Consider the following 19,751-nt stretch of genomic DNA (forward strand, 5'->3'; position numbering starts at 1 on the left):
AGGTCAGTCCAAGAGGGCGAGCAGGTCGCGGTCGCCGCGTTCGCGGAGCCTGGTGAGCAGGTCGGGCAGCCCGACGGGGCCGGTGAGCCCGATCCTCGTCGCGATCACCCTGGCCGCCTGGTCCCGGGTGCCGCCCGGCGCCGTGTAGCCGACCAGGCGCAGCGCCTTGGTGATGCTCTCGGCGTTCTGGGCGGCGACCGGCAGGTGACGGGCGCGCAGGACGCCCTCGTCCGACAGCGTGAGGAACAGGTGGCCGCCCTCCTTGGCGCCGACGTCCACGAGCAGGCGCTCGATGGACTCCAGCACCGGCCTGCCGTGCCAGGTCATGGTCAGCTCGCCCGCCGCGCTCCTGACCGCCCGGCTCTCACCGGGGGACAGGCCCAGGTAGGCCGCGAAGCCCGTCGGGAGGGCGCACTCGCCGCCGGCCAGCTGCTCGGCGGTCACGTCGATCCGCAGCCACCAGCGGCCGTCCGGCTGGCGGAAGCAGCGCCTGGTCTGGGAGACGTCCTTGAGCGGCTGGTACGGCTTGTTCTGCTCCGCCCCGCCGTTGCCCTCCGCGGGCGGCGGCGCGACCGGCGTGAACGCCTGGAACTGCGGCGGACCGGCCGGAACGGCCGGGGGCGGCGGCATGGGAGGCGGTGGCGTGGGCGGTGACGGCACGGGCGGTGGGGGCACGGGCGGTGGGGGCATGGGAGGCGGCGGCTGCATCGCGGCGAACGCCGAATGCGGCTGCTGGAACTCCACCGGCGGATTCGGCTGCGCGGACTGCGCCGGCAGCGTGGCCAGCACGAACTGCCAGGCCGGCACCTCCAGCGCGCGGATCTCCCTGGCGTGCCAGTCGGCCGCGCCGATCAGCTGCTCCTTGGGCGCGGCCGGGCCCAGCGTCCTGCGCAGCTCGTCCAGGTGGGCGCGGTACGGCGCGGCCTCCTCGCTGGCCAGCCACTGGTCGAGACGGACGCGCAGCTCCTGCTCGGTGGCGGAGATGTCGGCCGGGGGGACGGCGAACAGCTTGGCCAGCTGGTCGACCGCCGAGGGCTCGTCGGTGAAGACCCGGTTCTGTGCCACGGCCCAGCTCTTGTCGTCGAGCCCGGCGAACGCGGCCTCGATCAGCTCGGACAACTCCTCGCCGCCCGCCTCGGCGGACTCGGCGTGCGCGGCGCCGGCCTCAGGCTGGGCGTACCCGGCGTCGGCCTCGGGGTACTCGGCGTGCTCGGCGTCGGCCCGAGAGTGCTCGAAGTCGGCCTCGGGCTCGGGCTCGGTGGCGTGCTCGGGGTGCTCGGCGTGCGCCTCGGGCTCGGCGTGATCGGCGTGATCGGCGGATGCCGCAGGCTGTGCGGCCTCGACCGGCTCATCCTCGTCCTGCCCCGCAACGACCTCAGGGACCTCAGGCACGTCGGCGGGTCCGTGCCGTTCAGCCTGTTCGTCGTGGTCGTCCGGCGAGAAGGGCTCGCCGCCGACCCCTTCGGCCTCCAGCGCGGACGCCTCCGCGGCGGCGGGCTCGGGCGCGGGCTCCTCGGCGGCGTCGAGCACGGGCTCGGCCTCGGGCCGCGGCACCTCCTCGACGACCGGCTCGGAGTCGGCGTCCAGCACCCGCTCGCCGTCACGGCCGGCCGTCTCCTCGACGGCCTCCACAGCGGCCGCGCCCGCAGGGAACGCGGCGGGCTCAGGGGCGAGCTCCGCCGCCACGACGGCGTCCGCGGAGGCCGCGAGAGCCGCCGGTGCGTGCGCCTCGACCTGCCGCCCACCCGCGTACGAATGCGCCAGCCGGACGAGCACCGCCCCGAACAACGTGTTGAGCACCGGCCGGGCCTGGATGAACGGCTGGTCCACCAGCTCCCGCCCGGTCAGCGAGAGCAGCCCCGTCCACGACCCGGCGCGGTCGAGCGCGATGGCGACGGCGGGTTCGTCGGCCTCGTCCGGGTCCAGGACGTGCAGAGCCGGCAGGACGTCACCGACGGCGGCGGCCGGCCAGTGCTCCAGCGCGATCTCGGTCAGCAGCTCGCCCAGCGACTCCGGGCCGATGGCTGCGAGCACCAGCGGCATGGGCAGGCTTCGCCACCACGCGTCCGGCAGATCCGGCTGCCCGGTCAGTAGCGTGATCGTCGACGCGTCGCTCCACCTCAACGGTGGCACGAGGTCGCTCAGGCAGAAGTTCATCCCGTTCCGTTCACCAGCCCCTCACGCCGCCGCAGCGGCGCAGCCAACATCTCGCCGCCCACGGAACAGACCATAGTCCGGCAAAACAGCCCTACGCATCATGCACTACGCATCAGCGCCGAACAGCGGCAAAGCGTAGACGCACGTAGTCGGCCATCCAGCCCGTCTCCCTGCGCAGGGCGGGCGCGGCCAGCTCGTTGACCCGTCCGAGCAGGGGTTCCACGATCTCCGGCGGCAGTCCTTCGAGCACGGACGAGGCGAACATGCGCACCCAGTCGGCGGCCCCGCCGGGGCACTCGTCCAGCGGCGTCGGCCGGTCGAAGTACTCCAGCAGCCGGACCACGAAGCCCTCCTGCTCCAGCCGGCGCGCGTACTCGGCGGGCGTGGGGAAGTACCACGGCAGATCGGGCTCGCGCAGGCCGTACTCGCGCCAGGCGGTCAGCATCGCGGCGGTCAGCTCGGCGCAGTTGCCCGCGCCGCCCATCTCCGCGACGAACCGGCCGCCCGGCTTCAGCGCCTCGCGGACGCTGGCGATCACGGCGGCGGGGTCGCGGCTCATCCAGTGGAGCGCCGCGTTGGAGAAGACGGCGTCGTACGGGTCCACCACGGTGAAGTCGTGGCCGTCGCCGATGATGAAGTCGATCCCCGGGTACTGGGCCAGCGCCTTCTCGATCATCGCGGCGGAACCGTCGATGCCCAGGACGTCCGCGCCCCTGAAGGCGATCTGCGCGGTCAGCACCCCGGTGCCGCACCCGAGGTCGAGCACGCGCTCCCCGGGCTGCGGGTCGAGGAGGTCGACCAGCGGCGCGCCCTGGGTGGAGACGTACCCGAAACTGCTGTCGTAGGCGCGACTGTTCCACCGCTCCAAGCTCGGTGCGTCGTATCGCAAGACGATCAGCTCACATTCGTCAGACATCGGGCCCCCGTGGCCGTGCTGTCCGTTCACTTTAGAGCCTGATCGTCTCTACGACATATCAAGTCACAACGGACTCATCCCACGCTCTTGCTCCATTCCCGCCTGAGGTACGCCTTCGCCGCGTCCGTCTGCGGGATCGTCATGAGCACGGGCGGGCCGGCGGCCTTGGGCAGCCGGGCGGCCTGCTCGGCGTCGAGCTTGCCCTTCATGAGCATGGCCTCGCCGCGCGCCGGACGGGCGTAGCCCTTCTGCAGCAGGTTCTGGCCCTCGTCGGAGAACAGGAACTCCTGCCACAGCCGGGCGGCGGCCGGATGCGGGGCGGTCTTGCTGATCGCCTGGACGTGGTACGCGCCGAACGGCGCGTCGCGCGGGATCGTCACCTCCCAGGAGTCGGCGTGGTCGGCGCTGCGGGTCGCGTTGAGGTGGTCCCAGTCGATGATCACGTTCGCCTTGGCCGGCTCGACGAGCTGCCCGGCCTGCTTGAGCTTGGCGAACAGCTCCACCCCCTGCCTGGCGTCCGGTTTGGCGCCGGCCTTCATGGACGCGGCCATCACGCCGCCGAACGCCGCCGCCGAGCGCAGCGGGTCGCCGTCGAGGGCGACGCGGTAGCCGGGCTTGAGCAGGTCGGCGAAGGAGGCCGGGGCCTTGACCTCGCGCGGGTCGTAGCCGATCGACATGTAGCCGCCGTACGCGCCGTACCAGGCCCCCTTGGGGTCCTTGACGTAGTCGGGCAGGTCCTGCCAGCCCGTCACCTTGTACGGCGCGAACTTGTCGGCCCCGTAGACGGCCATGTCCAGAGTGAGATCGAACACGTCCGGCTTGAGCTGGGCGGTGGCGTCGAGCTCGCGCTTGCTGCTGGCGCCCGGTTCCAGCTCGTTGACCTTGATGTCGTACTTGTCGGCGAAGGTGTCGATGATCTCGCCGTAGTTCACCCAGTCGTGCGGCAGGCCGATCACGGTCAGCTGGCCCTCGCGCTTGGCGGCCTCGGCCAGGCGCGCCATCGTGCCGAAGCCCTGCTTCAGCGAGGCGGCCCGGACGTTGAGCACCGGAAGGTCCTTCGACCCCTCGGACGCGGTCTGGGATGTTGACGCGCCGCATCCGGCGCTGGCGAGAACGGCTGCTACGGCGGCGCAGATACGTACGGTCACACAACGAATACTTACCGTTACTTCGCCCGAGGTCGAGGAGGCGCGACCGGAACGACCTTGGCCGCGACCAGCGATTCCTCGTCGATCTCCACCAATGTGCCGTCCCGCTTGCGAACGCGCAACACGCCGTCCGTCCAGGATTCGAGCACGCCGACGGCGTCCCGGAAGCCTTCTGGGACGCGTCTTCGCGTGGTGATCCGTGCGCCTATGTCCTGAGTTGTGATCGCGACGACGAGGCGTGCGGCCATGAGTTTGCCACCCTCCGTTTCGGCCAGCTGGCAAGCACGGCAATACTAGGGCGTAGCAAACCGCGGTCAGAGTCATGCCATGGTGCGGAGAAAAAGGAGCTCGAGGTGACCTACGTCATCGCGCAGCCTTGCGTGGACGTCCTGGACAAGGCGTGCATCGAGGAGTGCCCCGTCGATTGCATCTACGAGGGCGAGCGCATGCTTTACATCCACCCCGACGAGTGCGTTGACTGCGGCGCGTGCGAGCCAGTGTGCCCCGTCGAGGCCATCTTCTACGAGGACGACCTTCCCGAGCAGTGGAAGGACTTCTACAAGGCGAACGTGGACTTCTTCGAGGACCTGGGCTCGCCCGGAGGCGCCTCGAAGGTCGGCAAGATCGAGAAGGACCACCCGGTGGTGGCCGCGCTGCCGCCGCAGGGCGAGGACCACTAGCGAGTCGCGTGCGCCGGGGCCGTCCACGTCGGGCGGGCCCCGCGCGCCCGTGTCCGCGGCAGGCGTGTACGGCCCCGAACGACCCTGGAGAACCGTGAACAAGCTGCCCGACTTCCCCTGGGACCGGCTCGAACCGTACAAGGAACGTGCCCTGGCGCATCCCGACGGCATCGTCGACCTCTCGGTCGGCACGCCCGTCGACCCGGTGCCCGAGGCCGTCCAGCAGGCGCTGCGCGACTCGGCGGACAGCCCCGGCTACCCGCTGACCCACGGCACGAAGGCGCTGCGCGAGGCCGCCGCCGGCTGGCTGCGGCGCCGCCACGGCGTCACCGTCGACCAGCAGGACGTCCTGCCGCTGATCGGCTCCAAGGAGTTCGTCGCCTGGCTGCCCACCTACCTCGGCGCCCGGCGGGTGGTCTTCCCCGAGCTGGCCTACCCCACCTACGACGTGGGCGCCCGGCTCGCCGGCGCGACCGCCACCGCCTCCGACAGCACGCTGTCGGTCGGCCCCGAGCACGTCGACCTGCTCTGGATCAACTCCCCGGGCAACCCGACCGGGCGCGTGCTGCCCGCCGAGCACCTGCGCAAGGTGGTCTCCTGGGCGCGCGAGCGCGGCACGGTCGTGGCCTCCGACGAGTGCTACATCGAGCTCGGCTGGGAAGAGCAGCCGGTCTCCGTCCTCCATCCCGACGTCTGCGGGGGCTCCCACGAGGGGCTGCTCGCCGTCCACTCGCTCTCCAAGCGCTCCAACCTGGCCGGCTACCGGGCCGGGTTCGTGACGGGCGATCCCGTCCTGGTCAAGCGGCTGCTGGAGACGCGCAAGCACGCCGGCATGCTCATGCCGAAGCCGGTCCAGGACGCGATGACGGTCGCGCTCGGCGACGACGCGCACGCCGAACGCCAGCGCGAGCTGTACTCCGCGCGGCGCGCCGTGCTGCGTCCCGCGCTGGAGCGGGCGGGCTGGACGATCGACCATTCGACCGCCGGTCTGTACCTATGGGCGTCGAACGGGCAGAACGCGTGGGATCAAGTGAGTAAGCTTTCCGAAATCGGGATTTTGGTCGCGCCGGGAGACTTCTACGGATCGGCTGGTGGACGGCACATCCGCGTCGCGATGACCGCCACCGACGAACGCATCAGTGCGGCCGTGCGCCGCCTCCAGTAGGATCGCCCGTCGTAGCGCACGGACAAATTGAAAAAGGCGTCTGCCGAGACAGACCGCGAGTGGAGCGAGCTGACGGATGAGCATGACCTCCATGGTCGTACTCGGGCTGAGCATCGCCACCGTCCTGTTGTTGCTGGGGGCGTTCCTGGCCACCATGCGGCAGGACAGGAGGGGCCGGTCGAGCGCGCCGCCGTCACCGGCCGAGGTCGCTCCGGTCGAGACCCCGCTGCCGGCGCCGGTCGAGACCCCCGGGCACGCCGGCACCGACTACGCCGACCCTCGCACGATCCAGGTCGCCGACCGGATCGAGGTGCACGGCTCGCCCTACCGGGTGCTCGGCGCGATGCACGTCTCCTGGCAGGGCCGGCAGTGGATCGAGTACCTGCTGCGTGACGTCGCCCGCCGCCGCCTGTGGCTGTCGGTCGAGGTGCGCGAGGGCAAGGCCGCGGGCGAGGCGTCCCATCTCGAGGTGCTGCTCTGGACCGAGGTGCCGACGCAGGGCATGGTCCCGGCCAAGAGCATGCTGATCATGGAAGGCGTGGAGTTCTTCCCGATCCAGCGCGGCACCGCGGCCTTCAGGAGCGAGGGCGAGACCGGCAACCCCGAACGCGGCCTGCTCGACTTCGCCGACTACCACGCCTCCGACGGCCGCCTGCTCTCCTTCGACCGCATCCAGGGCCACGCCTGGAGCGCCAGCTACGCCCAGCCGCTGCCGCCCGGCTCGATCACCATCGTCACCCGCGCCACCTGACGTCCGCGCCGGCGCCGCGCCGGAGCCGCGCCGGAGCCGCGCCGGGGTCAGGACAGCTCGACCTCGCCGTCGCCGGCCTGGCCGCCCTTCTTCCAGCCGTCGGCGTCCACGTCGTTGACCCAGGTGGCGCCGCTGTAGCCGACGCGCCGCAGCTGGTACTTCTCCGCGTACGCCACCCACCAGGACGCCACCAGCCAGCCCCGCTTCTTCGTCGTGATCGCCGGGTCGCCGAGCGCCCTGGCCAGCTGCTTGCGCGCCTCGGCGGTCCTGGCCTGCGGCGCGGGCGTCTGCTTGGGCGGCGGGTACCAGCAGTGGACGGACTTGGGCACCCGGCCGGTGAAGGCGGCGGCCAGGATCTTGGCGTCCTGCTCGTGCTGCGCGTACGCGTAGCCGCCCGCCGACCGCTGCACCTCCTGGGCCGCCTCGGCCAGCGGCAGCTTGCGGTAGTTCTTGACCTTCACCAGGGCGGCGAAGAACTTGTTGCTGGCGTAGACCGGGTCCATCAGCTGCTTCTTGCGCCCCCAGCCCTGCGACTCGCGCTGCTGGAACACGCCCACCGAGTCGCGGTCGCCCCAGGACAGGTTGCGCAGCTTCGACTCCTGCAACGCGGTGCCGTACGCGATGACGACGGCCCGCTCGGGCAGGCGGCGGCGGGCCGCGACCGCGGCGATGGTCGCGGAGACCTGCGCCTGCTCCGGATCGAGGGTCAGCACGCCCTCGGGGGTGCGCACCATGCAGTAGGCCTCCGGCAGGACCAGCGGCGTCGCCCGCTTGAGCAGGAGATAGAGCCCCACGGAGACGCCGACGGCGAGCACCACGACGATGATCGCGATGGTGATGACTCCACGGGAGAAGCGCAGGCGCACCCTGAAGAACCTACCCGGCCGGATAAGCTCCGTGGCCATGAGTCACGTGATGTCCCCGGTGGTGGACGAGCTGTGGGAACGACGCGCGGAGCTGTCCCCGGCCGACGTGGAGGCGCGCATCCAGGTGGTCGGCGCCGTCGACCTGCTGGACAAGGGCGAGGCGAGGGTCGCCCGCCTGGTCGGCGGCGAGGTCGTGGTGGACGAGCGGGCCAAGCGCGCGATCCTGCTCGCCTTCCGGCTGCTGGGCATGGCACGTTCCCAGGTGGGCGACTTCCAGCACCACGACAGGGTGCCGCTCAAGACCTCCTTCGAAGGGGTGCGGGTGGTGCCGGGCGCCATCGCGCGCTGGGGTTCGTACCTGGCGCCGGGGGTGGTGCTGATGCCGTCGTTCACGAACATCGGCGCGTACGTGGACTCGGGCACCATGGTCGACACGTGGGCCACGGTGGGCTCATGCGCCCAGATCGGGAAGAACGTGCACCTGTCCGGCGGAGTGGGCATCGGCGGCGTCCTGGAGCCGCCGGGCGCGGTGCCGGTCGTCGTGGAGGACGACGCGTTCATCGGCAGCCGCTCGATGATCGTCGAGGGCGCGCGGGTCGGCCGGGGCGCGGTGATCGGGGCGGGCACGATCCTGTCCGGCACGATCCCCGTGATCGACGTCCAGACGGGCGAGGAGCTGGCCAGGGGCAGGGTGCCCGACTGGTGCGTGGCGGTCGGCGGCACGCGGCAGAAGGAGTTCCCCGGCGGCACGTTCGGGCTGCCGTGCGTGCTGGTGATCAAACGTCTGGAGCCGGAGCAGCGGCACGACAAGGCGGCACTCAACGAGGTGCTGCGCGAACATGGAGTGAACACCTGATGCTGGACCTGACACAGGACGTACGCGCGCTGACCGCCGCGATCGTGGACATCGAGTCGGTGAGCGGCGACGAGAAGCGCCTGGCCGACGCGGTCGAGCAGGCGCTGTCCGCGCTGCCGCACCTGAAGGTCGACCGCTCCGGCGAGACGATCGTGGCCCGCACCGACCTCGGCCGGGCCGAGCGGGTGCTGATCGCGGGCCACCTCGACACGGTGCCGGTCGCGGCCAACCTGCCCAGCCGGGTGGAGGGCGACCTGCTCTACGGCTGCGGCACCTCCGACATGAAGGCGGGCGTGGCGGTCGCGCTGAGGCTGGCGGCCACCGTCCCGGCCCCCAACCGCGACGTGACGTACGTCTTCTACGACTGCGAGGAGATCGAGGCCGAGCGCAACGGCCTGACCAGGGTCGCCAGGGACCACCCCGAGTGGCTGGCGGCCGACTTCGCGGTGCTGATGGAGCCGACCGACGGCGTGATCGAGGGCGGCTGCCAGGGCACCCTGCGCGCCGACGTCACCGTGACCGGCAAGCGGGCCCACAGCGCGAGATCGTGGTTCGGGGTCAACGCCGTCCACGGCATCGAGCCGGTGCTGGCCAGGCTCAACGCCTACGAGGCGCGGCTGCCGGTGGTCGACGGCCTGGAGTACCACGAGGGGCTCAACGCGGTCGCGGTGAGCGGCGGCGTGGCCGGCAACGTCATCCCCGACGAGTGCGTGGTCACCGTCAACTACCGCTTCGCCCCCGACCTGACGGTCGAGCAGGCCGAGCAGCACGTGCGCGAGGTGTTCGAGGGCTACGAGGTGAGCTTCCTCGACGCGGCGCCCGGGGCGCGGCCCGGCCTGACGCATCCGGTGGCCGCCGCCTTCGCCGCCGCGGTCGGCGGCACCCCGCGCGCCAAGCTGGGCTGGACGGACGTCTCCCGCTTCTCCGCGCTCGGCGTCCCGGCCGTGAACTACGGCCCCGGCGACCCCAACCTGGCGCACCAGCAGGGCGAGTACGTGTCGCTGCCGAAAATCACGGAGAGCGAGCAGGCCCTGCTCAACTGGCTGACAAAATGAAAGTGGCTTTCCTCGCCGGCCATTTGGCGGGGAAAGCCACTTTCAGTCCCGAGCAGCACCCTCGGCAGTTAGACGCAGGGGGGTCGAAATTCGGTTCCCTGCTTTTCCCAAGATTTTTTCGGCGCCTTCATCTGGCCTTCGACCTGGGCATTCATCCTCGAAGTGCCCGCTTCGGCGAGCGCGGCCCCGGTCGGGAACGGCGCCGCGGGCCGGTACGGAGAGGACTAGCGTGACCACCATGGAACAGAAGCAACGAGCCGAACGCCGTCAGGGGCAGGCGGTCGTGCGCGGGAGTCTCGTCCCCAGCTCCACCCACGACCAGCGGCTGCTCGACCGGCAGGGTCCGTCCGACTGGGTGCACATGGACCCGTGGCGGGTGCTGCGCATCCAGGCCGAGTTCGTGGAGGGGTTCGGCCAGCTCGCCGAGCTGCCCGCGGCGATCACGGTCTTCGGCTCGGCCCGCACCCCCGAGGGCACCCCCGAATACCAGATGGGCCGGCGGCTCGGCCGGGCGCTGGCCGAGTCCGGCTACGCGGTGATCACCGGCGGCGGCCCCGGCGTCATGGAGGCGGCCAACCGGGGCGCCTCCGAGGTCGAGGGCGCGGTGTCGGTCGGGCTCGGCATCGAGCTGCCCTTCGAGCAGCGCATGAACGACTACGTCGACCTCGGCATCGAGTTCCGCTACTTCTTTGTGCGCAAGACGATGTTCGTCAAGTACTCGCGCGGCTTCATCGCCCTTCCCGGCGGCTTCGGCACGCTCGACGAGCTCTTCGAGGCGCTGACGCTGGTCCAGACCCACAAGGTCACCTCGTTCCCGGTCGTGCTGATGGGCTCGGAGTTCTGGGGCGGCCTGCTCGACTGGATCAAGAACACGCTGCTCGGCACCGGCAAGATCGCCGCCCAGGACCTCGACCTGATCTCCGTCACCGACGACCCCGACGAGGCCGTGCGGATCATCGCCGACTCCGACCGGGCCCGCTCCCGCCATCGGGAGGAGGAGCTGGAGGCCGCCGCCGCCCAGACCGCGGAGCCCCAATAGGCTGTCGGCCCGTGAACATCTGCGTCTTCTGCGCCTCCAGCCTCCGCATCGACAGGAAGTACGTCGACCTGGCCCACGAGGTGGGCGCCGAGCTCGCCAGGCGTGGTCACACCCTGGTGAGCGGCGGCGCCACGGTCTCGTGCATGGGCGCGGTCACCTCCGGCGCCCGTGCCGCGGGCGGGTTCACGGTCGGCGTGATCCCGCAGGTGCTGGTGGACATCGAGGTGGCCGACACCGAGTCCGACGAGCTGATCGTCACCGGCGGCATGCGCGAGCGCAAGGCCGTCATGGACGCCCGCTCCGACGCCTTCCTCGTGCTGCCCGGCGGCATCGGCACCCTGGAGGAGCTGTTCGAGATCTGGACGGCGCGGGTGCTCGGCATCCACGACCGCCCGCTGGTGATCCTCGACCCCTGGGGCCTGTACGAGCCGCTGCGGCAGCTCGTCTCCGGCATGCACGCCGAGGGCTTCACCCGGGCCGACGTCTTCGACGCGATCTCCTGGACCACCACGGTCGAGGAGGCGTTCGCCCATCTCGAAGCGCGTCCGCAGCCGGTCCGTCCGAGCGTCGCCGAGCTGGGTGAGGCCACCGGCTGAGCAGGCTGCCCCGATTGCCCGCACTTGTGGTAGATCGCTGAACGTGCTCGTCCATATGAGTACGATGCCAATGTGCTGGTCATACTCGCCATCGCCGCGATCGCCATCCTGGCCTGCGTGGTCCTGGTCTCCCTCGGCAGAGGCGGGGAGCTGACCGAGTTCCCGCCGGACGTCCCGCCGCTCGACCTGCCCGAGGCCGGACAGCTCACGGCGGTCGACTTCATGGCGCTGCAACTGCCGGTCAACCTGGTCGGCTACCACACGCAGAGCGTCGACGAGACCCTGCGCCGGGCCGCCCAGGCCATCAGCGCCCGCGACACCAGGATCGCCGTCCTGGAGCAGCGGGTGTCGGAGCTGCTGTCCAGCCGGCTGCACGCGCGCCAGGAGATCTACGCCGCGCCCGGGGCCGGGCTGCGCACCGACCACGAGCCCGAGGCGCCCGCCGCGCCCAGGGAGCTGCCGGAGTCCGGCGACCCGGTCACGTCGAGCGGCGCGACGGTGGAGTGGGCGGGCGAGCCGGAGCTGCGCGACCCGGCGGAGGAGCCGGACTGGCGCCTCCCGGAGCAGGACGAGCCCAAGCCCGACGAGCCCGAGCAGGACGAGCCCGAGCAGGACGAGCCCGAGCAGGACGACGACTCCGTGCGCGCGTCCCTGGGCAAACAGGACAAGGACGAGGACAAGGACGAGCGCCCGTGACCGAACTCATCCGGTGCACCTGGCCGGGCATGGGCGACCCGCTGTACATCACCTACCACGACGAGGAGTGGGGCCGCCCGGTCAAGGGCGACGACGAGGTCTTCGAACGCGTGGCGCTGGAGGCGTTCCAGTCGGGCCTGTCGTGGCTGACGATCCTGCGCAAGCGGGAGAACTTCCGCGCCGCCTTCGACGGCTTCTCGACCGTCAAGGTGGCCGCCTACACTGAGCGCGACGTCGAACGGCTGCTCGGCGACGCCGGGATCGTCCGCAACCGGGCCAAGATCGAGGCCGTGATCGGCAACGCCAGGGCCGCGCTCGACCTGCCCGAGGGCCTGTCGGAGCTGGTGTGGCGGTTCGCCGACCCCGACGCGCCGGTGCCCCGGACGATGGCCGACGTGCCCGCGATCACCCCTGGCTCCAAGGCCCTGGCCAAGGAGCTGCGCAAGCACGGCTTCAGGTTCGTCGGCCCGACCACCGCGTACGCGCTGATGCAGGCGATCGGGCTGGTCAACGACCACATCGAGGGCTGCCTGGCCCGCTGAGGGCCCCTGAGCACCGGCCGGTTCAGCGGCCCCTGAACACCGGTCGTTCCTTGGCCAGGAAGGCGCGGGTGGCGTCCTGGTGGTCCTCGGTGGCCACGCACGCGTCCTGCAGGTCGGCCTCCAGCGCGAGCGAGTCGGCCAGCGAGTGCGTGGCGGAGTGGGCCAGCGCGCGCTTGGTGGCGGCGTAGGCCGTGGTCGGGCCGGCGGCCAGGCGTACGGCCAGCTCGTGAGCGGTCTTCGGCAGGTCGTCGGCGGGCACCACGCGCGTGACCAGCCCCAGGTCGAGCGCGGCGGCCGCGTCGAGCGGCTCGCCGAGCAGCAGCAGCTCGGTCGCGCGGCCCCGGCCGACCAGGCGCTGCAACGTCCAGGACGCGCCGGAGTCGGGGGCCAGCCCGATGCCCGCGAACGCCAGCGCGAACTTGGCCTTGTCGGAGGCGACGCGCAGGTCGCAGGCGAAGGCGAGGGCCGCGCCCGCGCCCGCGGCGACGCCGTTGACCGCCGCCACGACCGGCTTGGGCATGGTCGCGATCAGCTCCACGATCGGGTTGTAGTGCTCGCGCACGGTGTCGGCCAGCCCGCGGCCCGCGGCCAGGTTGGCGGCGTGTTCGCGCAGGTCCTGGCCCGCGCAGAAGGCCCGGCCGGAGCCGGTGAGCAGCACCGCCCTGACCTCGGGGTCGGCCGCCGCCCTGCCGACCGCCGCCAGCAGCGCGGCCTTGACCTCGGCCGTGAGCGAGTTCATCGACTCCGGCCGGTCGAGGGTGACGGTGGCGACGGCGTCGGACATGTCGTAACGGATCACATGAGCTCCCTGTCGACGAACGCGGCGGCTGCGGGCAGCAGCCTGGTGGCCTCCTGCTCGAAGAACGTGCGGGCCTTCTCGCCCGGCCAGCCCGCGGGCAGCAGCTCGGCCGGCAGCCCGGGGTCGCGGAACAGGAAGTTGCGCCAACCGTGCACCAGTCTGCTCCTGGTGGCGAACACCTGGTCGGGCGGGGCGTCCTCGGGCAGGGTGCTGATCAGCGTGACAGCTTCGGCGTGCCAGTGCTCGTACGCCTCGCTGATGGCCGCCAGATCCCAGGCCCGCGCCACCAGCTCGCGCGGGTCGCCCTCCAGCGCCGCGTCGAACCGGTCGGCCCGCACGCCCTCGCCGTCCAGCAGGTTGTCCAGCTCGATGGAGGAGCGCGGCCCGATCCACGTGGTCTCCGACAGGCAGGCGTAGCCGAGGAAGGTCAGGTCGGCTCTGATCCGCTCCCGGCGCTGGCGCTCCCTGACCGGCTCGATGACGATCACGTGCCAGCGGCCGTGCCAGGCGAGTGTCCCTGATCGGTAAATTCTCAGCGCTGCCTCATCAAGGCGCCTGACACACTTCGGCGTGAGCCCGTAGCCGGCTCCCTGAGGCAGCCGCACCGGGCGCAACCAGCCCTGCCGGACCATCCGCGAGACCGCCGTGCGGACGGCCGGAGCGGCGATTTCCAGGGGGTTCATGAGCCGTACGAGCGCGGCCACGGTCGCCTGCCCACCGCGCGCACGCAGGTGGTCTCCGTACAGGTCGAAGAGAGCGGCGCGAGCGTGCACGAAGTCCAGTTTGGACGCCATCGCCTGGCTCGACAACGCATTCTGGGAGGAGATCGTTACCCATGAGGGCTCTCGATGCGGGAGAATAGGACATCACAGAAGACGTGAATGCGCCGACCACCCCCTCGGGCGGTCGGAAATCGCGGGCCGCGGGAGCCCAAGGCAGGAAGGGATGCACGCATGGCGGCGATGAAGCCGCGGACCGGCGATGGTCCGCTCGAGGTCACCAAGGAAGGGCGCGGCATAGTCATGCGGGTCCCTCTCGAAGGTGGCGGCCGGCTCGTCGTGGAGATCTCCGCCGACGAGGCAAAGGCGCTCGGCGAGGCGTTGAAGAACGTCGTCGGCTGAGCGCTCCCGAGACAACCTGATCCTCCGACCCTGGCGTAAGTCCGGCGCCAGGGTCGCTGACGTTTGGAGGGTTCCGTGCCCATCGAGACCACCGTCTCCGCGGTCGCCGAGGTGCCCGCGGGCGCCGAGCTGCTGGCCCTGCCCTACGCCTCCGACCTGCGTCCCGCTGTCGAGCCGTACGTCGAACTGCACCTTCCGGTCGCCGACCTGCTGGCCCACTACGAGGCCAAGGGCGAGGCGGGCGAGATCGTCGAGGTCCCGGTGGCGCGGGCGGGCGGGGTCGGGCGCGTGCTCCTGTACGGCGTGGGCGACGGCTCGCCGCGGGCGTTGCGCAGGGCCGGCGCGGCGCTGGCGCGCAAGGTCAAGGGCCGCGACACGCTGACCGTGGTGCCGCCGGAGGGCGACGTCGCCGCGTTCGCCGAGGCCGCGCTGCTGGCCGGATACACCTTCAAGATCGGCAAAGAGGGCCGCAAGGGCGTGCGGGCGCTCGAGCTGGCCGGCGCCGACGCCGAGCCGGTGCGCCGGGCCGAGGTCGTGGCGGAGGCCGTCGCGCTGGCCCGCGACCTGGCCAACATGCCGTCCTCGGTCAAGCATCCCGCCTGGCTGGCCGAGCGCGCCGCCGAGCAGGGCCTGCCGGTGCGGGTGTGGGACGAGGAGCAGCTCCAGGCCGAGGGGTTCGGCGGCATCCTGGCCGTCGGGCGCGGCTCGGTCCGGCCGCCCCGGCTGATCCAGCTCTCCTACGTCCCCGAGCAGCCGGCCGAGCGGCACGTCGTGCTGGTGGGCAAGGGCATCACGTTCGACTCGGGCGGCCTGTCGCTCAAGCCGACCGAGAACATGAAGACCCAGAAGACCGACATGGCGGGCGGCGCGGTGGTGATCGCCGTGCTGGCCGCGCTGGCCCGGCTCGGCGCCCCCGTACGCGTGACGGGCCTGATCGCCGCCGCCGAGAACATGCCGTCCGGCACCGCCCAGCGTCCCAGCGACGTCATCAGGCACTACGGCGGCCGCACGGTCGAGGTGCTGAACACCGACGCCGAGGGCCGGCTGGTGCTGGCCGACGCGCTGGCCTACGCCGACGCCGAGCTCGACCCCGACGCGGTCGTGGACATCGCCACCCTCACCGGGGCCATCTCCGTGGCGCTCGGCCGGAACGTCGGCGCCGTCTACGCCTCCGACGAAGACCTGGCCGCCCAGCTCCTGGCCGCCGGCCAGGCCAGCGACGACCGGCTCTGGCGCATGCCGCTGATCGACGACTACGCCCCGGCCCTGGAGTCGTCGATCGCCGACCTGGCCAACGTCGAGAGCGGTTCCCGCTACGGCGCCGGGTCCATCACGGCGGCGCTGTTCCTGCGGGAGTTCGCGGGCAAGCGCCCGTGGGCGCACCTCGACATCGCCGGGGTCGGCCGCAGCACGGTCGACGAGGGCACCCTGACCAAGGGCGCGACCGGGTTCGGCGTGCGCGTGCTGCTGGAGTGGCTGACCCGGGGCTGAGACCCGGGCCGGCCCGGAGTCGACGGGCTAGTCGGCGATCTTCACGGCGGCCAGCAGGCCGTCGCCCAGGGGCATGAGCACCGACCGCAGCCGGTCGTCGCCCTGCACCAGCTTGCCCAGCTCGCGCAGCGAGACCGTGTCGGGGTCGCGCTGCGTGGGGTCGGCCACCCGGTCGTGCCACAGCGCGTTGTCGAAGGCCACCACGCCGCCGACGCGCAGCAGGCGCACCGCCTCGGCCAGGTAGTCGACGTACTCCTGCTTGGCGCCGTCGGCGAAGACCATGTCGTAGCCGCCGTCGGAGAGCCGGGGCAGCACGTCGAGCGCCCGGCCCGAGATCAGCCGCACCCGCCCGCCGGAGAAGCCCGCCTCCGCGAACGCCTGCCGGGCCAGCCGCTGGTGCTCGGGCTCGACGTCGACGCTGGTCAGCGTGCCGTCGCCGCGCATGCCGCGCAGCAGCCACAGGCCCGAGACGCCGCAGCCGGTGCCGATCTCGACGACCGACTTGGCGTTGACGACGGTGGCGAGGAAGCAGAGCGCGGCCCCGCCCCCGGGAAGGATGGGCACCGCACCCATCTCCAGCCCGCGCTGACGCGCCGCGTGCAGGATCTCATCCTCGTGATGGAACTGCTCCGCATAGGCCAGAGTGGCCTCCACCGGACTGGTCATCGGCCTCCTCCCCCCACTTTCGTGCGATTGGTCACCGATCGCAGCCTAGGGGAGTCACGCCTGGACGGGAACTCAGGACGGTCCGAAGGCGTTGCAGGTTTAAACGGGCTTTGCCGGTCCGGAAGGCAGGCAGTGCGCACGAAGGGACGAAACCAGGCACTATGACGGTAGCGGTGGTCCCAGAGAGAGGAGTGCTGGTGGACGAAAGCGACCACCAGGCGGATACTCCCGTGTCGTCTGATTGGACGCCTCCCACGTGGGAGGAAGTGGTGCGGACTCATTCCGCACGCGTGTACCGGCTGGCGTACCGGCTTACCGGCAATGTCCACGATGCCGAGGACCTCACGCAGGAGGTCTTCGTCAGGGTCTTCAGGTCGCTGTCGAGCTACACCCCCGGCACGTTCGAGGGCTGGCTGCACCGGATCACGACGAACCTGTTCCTCGACATGGCGCGGCGCAAGCAGCGCATCCGGTTCGAGGGGCTGGCCGACGACGCCGCCGAGCGGCTGCGCGGCCGTGAGCCGTCGCCGGCGCAGGCGTTCGACGACGCCCACCTGGAGCCCGATATCCAAGCCGCCCTCGACGCGCTCGCCCCGGAGTTCCGGGCCGCGATCGTGCTGTGTGACATCGAGGGCCTGTCCTACGAGGAGATCGCGGCCACGCTCGGCGTCAAGCTGGGTACGGTCCGAAGCCGTATTCACCGTGGCCGGGCGCAGTTGCGGGAGGCGCTCGACCATCGAGCCCCCCGTACTACCCAACTCCCCCCGACCGTGATCAGTGGGGAGGAAGTCTGATATGGCTCATCTAGGAGAACGCGTTTCGGCGCTCGTCGACGGAGAGCTGAACCACACCGAGCGCGATCGCGCGCTCGCCCACCTGACCTTCTGTGCTGACTGCCGGCGGGAGGTCGAGTCGATGCGGGCGCTGAAGTCGCGCCTGCGCTCGCTCGACGGCCCGGCGATGCCGGCCGATCTGACCATGTCGCTGCTGCGCATGGCGGAGCCGGGTGGGCCGCTGCCGCCGAGGGAGCGCCCTTTCCCTACCCGTACGTTCGGGGGGGTGCCCATCCCTGGGCCCCACAGCATCGCGCCCCTGGACAACCGCCCGCGCAGGGACGCCACCGCTGGGGCCTCGGGCCCTGGGCGGGGCGGTAGGCGGCGCGGCGCGTACGTCGCGGTGGGCGTGGTGTCCGCCGCCGTCGCACTCGGCACCTTCTTCGCGGTCTCGGGCACAGGACCCCAGACCTCGCCGCCGCCGGTCGAGCTCTGGCGGGTGCAGCACTCACCGGCCACCAGCGCGCCGCCCACCGCCACGCCTTGAACCGGGGGCTCGCCTGGGATACTCGGGTGGCGTAGTCGACGATGCCAGGGGCATACGATCTGGGTTCGGGATTTGTCGCAAACAAAGCCTTTTATGACCCTCGTATGCCGCCAGAGCAAAGATTGCGGTGGCCGAGCAAGGAGTGGTGAGACGTAGATGACCGACGAGACGCGCCCGGGCGAAGGACGCACGACGTCGGACTTCCCCGAGCCACAGGGGCGGCCGGAGTTCCTGCCCGCCGACGAGCAGGGCGAGCAGGCGGACCGCCGGTCCGACCCGCCCGCCTCGTTCGGCGCGTCCTGGGGCGACCCGTCGGGCCGCTCCGACAGTCCGGGCGTGTCGCCGTACGACCCGTCGGGCCGTTCCGAGAGCCAGGCGTCGCCGTACGAGCCGCCGGGCCGTTCCGGCGGCGTGCCGCCGCACGACGGGGGCACGCGGGCGTACGAGGGTCCGTCGTTCGAGAGCCCCGCCGGGCCGCGGGGGTTCGAGAGCCCCTTCGAGAGCCCTGGCGGCACGCGGGCGTACGAGACCCCGTCCTTCGGGCCGGCGGACACCGGGCCGCGGCCGATGCAGCCGCCGCCCTTCATGGGCGCGTACGGCGGCAACCACCCGCCGCCGCCGCGGCAGGCCCTGGGCATGGGCCCGGGGTGGGCGCCGCCGCCGCAGGGCGGGCCCGGCGCGGGCGCGCTGCCCAGGCGCGGGCTCAACGCCGGCGCGCTGATCGCGATCGCCGTGGCCATCGCGCTGGTGGCCTCCGTGCTCGGCAGCCTCGGCACGTACCTGCTGACCAGGTCGGGCAGCAGCGGCACCGACCCGTCCTACAGCCTCGGCCCGGCCCCGACGGGCGCGACCAACAGGGCGCCCGACTCGGTGGCCGGCGTGGCCGCGCGGGTCCTGCCCAGCGTGGTCTCGCTGGAGGTCGGCAACGGCACCAACACCGAGGGCGCCTCCGGCTCCGGATTCCTGATCAAGAACGGCTACGTGGTGACCAACAACCACGTGGTCGCCATGGCCGCCAAGGGCGGCGAGATCAAGATCATGTTCAACAACCGCAAGACCACCGCGGGCCGCATCGTCGGCCGCGACCCCGGCTCCGACCTGGCCGTGGTCAAGCCCGAGGAGACCTTCGGCACGCCGGAGATCACCCTCGGCAACTCCGACCAGGTCGTGGTGGGCGACCCGGTGATCGCCATCGGCTCGCCGCTCGGCCTCAGCGGCACGGTCACCACGGGCATCGTCAGCTCGCTCAACCGTCCGGTCATCGCCGGCGACGAGACGGGCGCGGCCACCGAGGAGCCCGCCTACATCAGCGCCATCCAGACCGACGCCGCCATCAACCCGGGCAACTCCGGCGGCCCGCTGGTCAACGGCAGGGGCGAGGTGGTCGGGGTGAACTCGGCCATCGCCACCCTCAGCCGTTCGGTGAACAGCCAGAGCGGCAGCATCGGCCTGGGCTTCGCGATCCCGGTGAACCAGACGCGGCGCGTGGCCGAGGAGCTGATCACCACGGGCAAGGCCAAGCGTCCGAAGATCGGCATCGTGCTGGACAAGGACTACAAGGGCCAGGGCGTGCGCATCGCCTCCGAGCCCGCCGAGGGCCGCCAGCCGGTCGACGCCAACGGCCCCGCCGACAAGGCCGGGCTGAAGGCGGGCGACGTCATCCTGGAGGTCGACGGGCTGGCGCTGCAGGACGGCAACGAGCTGATCGCCCTGATCCGCAGCAAGGCGCCGGGCGCCAAGATCACCATCAAGTACCAGCGCGCCGGAGCGGAACGCACCGCCACCCTCACCGTCGTCGCGGACGATCAGCCGGCTCCCAGCCCGTCCTGAGTGATATGACCCATGGGGGACGGTTCAGCCACGGGCTGGAGCCTTTAGTCTGTGGAG

At 71.7% G+C, this 19,751-nt stretch carries 22 protein-coding genes; 14 read left to right on the forward strand and 8 right to left on the reverse strand.

Features of this window, described 5'->3' with window-relative positions:
- Positions 1-3: 3 nt before the first annotated feature.
- From AB0J71_RS15650 to AB0J71_RS15665, 4 genes are all read right to left on the reverse strand, one after another.
- Positions 4-2,043, reverse strand: coding sequence for a hypothetical protein (locus AB0J71_RS15650; RefSeq protein WP_364414627.1), 2,040 nt, complete (start codon positions 2,041-2,043; stop codon positions 4-6).
- 226 nt (positions 2,044-2,269) lie between these two features.
- Positions 2,270-3,046: a methyltransferase domain-containing protein gene (locus tag AB0J71_RS15655; RefSeq protein ID WP_352325364.1), complete on the reverse strand. Its 777-nt coding sequence runs from the start codon at positions 3,044-3,046 to the stop codon at positions 2,270-2,272.
- 101 nt (positions 3,047-3,147) lie between these two features.
- Positions 3,148-4,119 carry an extracellular solute-binding protein gene (locus AB0J71_RS15660; RefSeq protein ID WP_364414629.1) on the reverse strand — a complete coding sequence of 324 codons (972 nt, stop codon included), beginning with the start codon at positions 4,117-4,119 and terminating at the stop codon, positions 3,148-3,150.
- Between the two features lie 119 nt (positions 4,120-4,238).
- Positions 4,239-4,469 carry a hypothetical protein gene (locus AB0J71_RS15665; protein WP_352325366.1) on the reverse strand — a complete coding sequence of 77 codons (231 nt, stop codon included), beginning with the start codon at positions 4,467-4,469 and terminating at the stop codon, positions 4,239-4,241.
- A gap of 105 nt (positions 4,470-4,574) precedes the next feature.
- Here AB0J71_RS15665 and fdxA point away from each other — a divergent pair, with 105 nt between their 5' ends.
- The 3 genes from fdxA to AB0J71_RS15680 all read left to right on the forward strand — a co-directional run bounded on the left by fdxA (position 4,575) and on the right by AB0J71_RS15680 (position 6,817).
- On the forward strand, positions 4,575-4,901 hold the full coding sequence (gene fdxA, locus AB0J71_RS15670; protein WP_106240826.1) for a ferredoxin: 327 nt from the start codon (positions 4,575-4,577) through the stop codon (positions 4,899-4,901).
- Positions 4,902-4,995: 94 nt separating this feature from the next.
- Complete coding sequence (dapC, locus tag AB0J71_RS15675) at positions 4,996-6,066, forward strand: succinyldiaminopimelate transaminase (protein ID WP_352325367.1); 1,071 nt, start codon at positions 4,996-4,998, stop codon at positions 6,064-6,066.
- 76 nt (positions 6,067-6,142) lie between these two features.
- Positions 6,143-6,817 (forward strand): DUF4178 domain-containing protein, encoded by a 675-nt coding sequence (locus AB0J71_RS15680; protein WP_364414631.1) that lies wholly within the window; start codon positions 6,143-6,145, stop codon positions 6,815-6,817.
- A gap of 47 nt (positions 6,818-6,864) precedes the next feature.
- Here AB0J71_RS15680 and AB0J71_RS15685 read toward each other — a convergent pair whose 3' ends face one another.
- Positions 6,865-7,722, reverse strand: coding sequence for a hypothetical protein (locus AB0J71_RS15685; RefSeq protein WP_352325369.1), 858 nt, complete (start codon positions 7,720-7,722; stop codon positions 6,865-6,867).
- Between AB0J71_RS15685 and AB0J71_RS15690 the strand changes: the two genes are divergently transcribed.
- The 6 genes from AB0J71_RS15690 (at position 7,721) to AB0J71_RS15715 (ending at position 12,467) form a co-directional block, all read left to right on the forward strand.
- Complete coding sequence (locus AB0J71_RS15690; RefSeq protein ID WP_352325370.1) at positions 7,721-8,539, forward strand: 2,3,4,5-tetrahydropyridine-2,6-dicarboxylate N-succinyltransferase; 819 nt, start codon at positions 7,721-7,723, stop codon at positions 8,537-8,539. The genes AB0J71_RS15685 and AB0J71_RS15690 overlap by 2 nt on opposite strands.
- Positions 8,539-9,594 (forward strand): succinyl-diaminopimelate desuccinylase, encoded by a 1,056-nt coding sequence (gene dapE / locus AB0J71_RS15695; RefSeq protein ID WP_352325372.1) that lies wholly within the window; start codon positions 8,539-8,541, stop codon positions 9,592-9,594. Before AB0J71_RS15690 ends, dapE begins: the two co-directional genes overlap by 1 nt.
- A gap of 238 nt (positions 9,595-9,832) precedes the next feature.
- Positions 9,833-10,633, forward strand: coding sequence for a TIGR00730 family Rossman fold protein (locus tag AB0J71_RS15700; protein WP_352325373.1), 801 nt, complete (start codon positions 9,833-9,835; stop codon positions 10,631-10,633).
- An 11-nt stretch (positions 10,634-10,644) separates the two neighbouring features.
- Positions 10,645-11,229, forward strand: coding sequence for a TIGR00730 family Rossman fold protein (locus tag AB0J71_RS15705; RefSeq protein ID WP_364414633.1), 585 nt, complete (start codon positions 10,645-10,647; stop codon positions 11,227-11,229).
- A 72-nt stretch (positions 11,230-11,301) separates the two neighbouring features.
- Complete coding sequence (locus AB0J71_RS15710; protein ID WP_364414635.1) at positions 11,302-11,925, forward strand: hypothetical protein; 624 nt, start codon at positions 11,302-11,304, stop codon at positions 11,923-11,925.
- Positions 11,922-12,467, forward strand: a complete 546-nt coding sequence (locus AB0J71_RS15715; RefSeq protein WP_357974337.1) for a DNA-3-methyladenine glycosylase I — start codon at positions 11,922-11,924, stop codon at positions 12,465-12,467. Before AB0J71_RS15710 ends, AB0J71_RS15715 begins: the two co-directional genes overlap by 4 nt.
- A gap of 22 nt (positions 12,468-12,489) precedes the next feature.
- Here AB0J71_RS15715 and AB0J71_RS15720 read toward each other — a convergent pair whose 3' ends face one another.
- Positions 12,490-13,251, reverse strand: coding sequence for an enoyl-CoA hydratase-related protein (locus AB0J71_RS15720; RefSeq protein ID WP_352325386.1), 762 nt, complete (start codon positions 13,249-13,251; stop codon positions 12,490-12,492).
- 11 nt (positions 13,252-13,262) lie between these two features.
- The gene (locus AB0J71_RS15725) at positions 13,263-14,060 is read right to left on the reverse strand and encodes a PaaX family transcriptional regulator C-terminal domain-containing protein (protein ID WP_352325378.1); all 798 of its coding nucleotides are present in this window, start codon (positions 14,058-14,060) and stop codon (positions 13,263-13,265) included.
- A 159-nt stretch (positions 14,061-14,219) separates the two neighbouring features.
- Between AB0J71_RS15725 and AB0J71_RS15730 the strand changes: the two genes are divergently transcribed.
- Both AB0J71_RS15730 and AB0J71_RS15735 read left to right on the forward strand, forming a co-directional pair.
- The gene (locus AB0J71_RS15730; RefSeq protein WP_020545024.1) at positions 14,220-14,387 is read left to right on the forward strand and encodes a DUF3117 domain-containing protein; all 168 of its coding nucleotides are present in this window, start codon (positions 14,220-14,222) and stop codon (positions 14,385-14,387) included.
- Between the two features lie 75 nt (positions 14,388-14,462).
- Entirely contained in the window at positions 14,463-15,878 is a 1,416-nt protein-coding gene (locus AB0J71_RS15735; protein WP_364414637.1) for a leucyl aminopeptidase, read from the forward strand.
- A 27-nt stretch (positions 15,879-15,905) separates the two neighbouring features.
- Here the strand turns inward: AB0J71_RS15735 and AB0J71_RS15740 are convergent, their stop codons facing one another.
- Positions 15,906-16,544: an O-methyltransferase gene (locus AB0J71_RS15740; RefSeq protein WP_352325381.1), complete on the reverse strand. Its 639-nt coding sequence runs from the start codon at positions 16,542-16,544 to the stop codon at positions 15,906-15,908.
- 161 nt (positions 16,545-16,705) lie between these two features.
- On the opposite strand from AB0J71_RS15740, the gene sigE reads away from it, so the two are divergent.
- From sigE to AB0J71_RS15755, 3 genes are all read left to right on the forward strand, one after another.
- The gene (gene sigE, locus AB0J71_RS15745) at positions 16,706-17,338 is read left to right on the forward strand and encodes an RNA polymerase sigma factor SigE (RefSeq protein WP_352325382.1); all 633 of its coding nucleotides are present in this window, start codon (positions 16,706-16,708) and stop codon (positions 17,336-17,338) included.
- A gap of 1 nt (position 17,339) precedes the next feature.
- Positions 17,340-17,864, forward strand: coding sequence for an anti-sigma factor (locus tag AB0J71_RS15750; protein ID WP_352325383.1), 525 nt, complete (start codon positions 17,340-17,342; stop codon positions 17,862-17,864).
- A 156-nt stretch (positions 17,865-18,020) separates the two neighbouring features.
- On the forward strand, positions 18,021-19,694 hold the full coding sequence (locus tag AB0J71_RS15755; RefSeq protein ID WP_364414639.1) for a trypsin-like peptidase domain-containing protein: 1,674 nt from the start codon (positions 18,021-18,023) through the stop codon (positions 19,692-19,694).
- The last annotated feature ends 57 nt before the right edge of the window (positions 19,695-19,751 follow it).

Source organism: Nonomuraea sp. NPDC049637 (genome assembly GCF_040675235.1).
In the GTDB taxonomy this organism is placed as follows: domain Bacteria; phylum Actinomycetota; class Actinomycetes; order Streptosporangiales; family Streptosporangiaceae; genus Nonomuraea.

Coding starts and splice junctions, on each gene's coding strand:
- AB0J71_RS15755 (WP_364414639.1), top strand. CDS start 18,021: ATGACCGACGAGACGCGCCCGGGCGAAGGACGCACGACGTCGGACTTC.
- AB0J71_RS15750 (WP_352325383.1), top strand. CDS start 17,340: ATGGCTCATCTAGGAGAACGCGTTTCGGCGCTCGTCGACGGAGAGCTG.
- AB0J71_RS15680 (WP_364414631.1), top strand. CDS start 6,143: ATGAGCATGACCTCCATGGTCGTACTCGGGCTGAGCATCGCCACCGTC.
- AB0J71_RS15685 (WP_352325369.1), bottom strand. CDS start 7,722: ATGGCCACGGAGCTTATCCGGCCGGGTAGGTTCTTCAGGGTGCGCCTG.
- AB0J71_RS15665 (WP_352325366.1), bottom strand. CDS start 4,469: ATGGCCGCACGCCTCGTCGTCGCGATCACAACTCAGGACATAGGCGCA.
- AB0J71_RS15650 (WP_364414627.1), bottom strand. CDS start 2,043: ATGCCGCTGGTGCTCGCAGCCATCGGCCCGGAGTCGCTGGGCGAGCTG.
- AB0J71_RS15725 (WP_352325378.1), bottom strand. CDS start 14,060: ATGGCGTCCAAACTGGACTTCGTGCACGCTCGCGCCGCTCTCTTCGAC.
- AB0J71_RS15730 (WP_020545024.1), top strand. CDS start 14,220: ATGGCGGCGATGAAGCCGCGGACCGGCGATGGTCCGCTCGAGGTCACC.
- sigE (WP_352325382.1), top strand. CDS start 16,706: ATGACGGTAGCGGTGGTCCCAGAGAGAGGAGTGCTGGTGGACGAAAGC.
- AB0J71_RS15720 (WP_352325386.1), bottom strand. CDS start 13,251: ATGTCCGACGCCGTCGCCACCGTCACCCTCGACCGGCCGGAGTCGATG.
- AB0J71_RS15700 (WP_352325373.1), top strand. CDS start 9,833: ATGGAACAGAAGCAACGAGCCGAACGCCGTCAGGGGCAGGCGGTCGTG.
- dapE (WP_352325372.1), top strand. CDS start 8,539: ATGCTGGACCTGACACAGGACGTACGCGCGCTGACCGCCGCGATCGTG.
- AB0J71_RS15740 (WP_352325381.1), bottom strand. CDS start 16,544: ATGACCAGTCCGGTGGAGGCCACTCTGGCCTATGCGGAGCAGTTCCAT.
- AB0J71_RS15690 (WP_352325370.1), top strand. CDS start 7,721: ATGAGTCACGTGATGTCCCCGGTGGTGGACGAGCTGTGGGAACGACGC.